This is a genomic window from Pseudomonas sp. AC463, assembly GCF_979253585.1.
Map to the genome: position 1 here is coordinate 1 of NZ_CEEDDZ010000877.1, position 255 is coordinate 255.

Here is a 255-nt window from a genome sequence, read left to right on the forward strand (position 1 = left end):
TCGGCGTGTGATTGGTCGACGATCTCACCTGCCTCCAACCGCTGCCGCACCTCGGTCGGGTCGGGCAGGCTCCCGAGCAGATCGAGCCCGAACAGCGTCTTGCCGACTACCTGCTCCTCACCGAACCCTGTCAGCGCCATGAAGCCGGCATTTATCCGGACGATGCGCTGGTCGCTCAGCCGCACCACGACGGCGGGTGCCGGGTTCGCCTGGAACATCGCGTTGAAGCGCGCCTCCGCGTCGAAGCGTTGCGAC

The 255-nt window shown here is 66.7% G+C and carries 1 protein-coding gene; it reads right to left on the bottom strand.

The window, feature by feature from the left end; translation table 11 throughout:
- A partial coding sequence (locus tag AC0IYH_RS32725) for a PAS domain-containing protein (RefSeq protein WP_471838523.1) occupies positions 1-255 on the bottom strand: 255 nt, incomplete at both ends.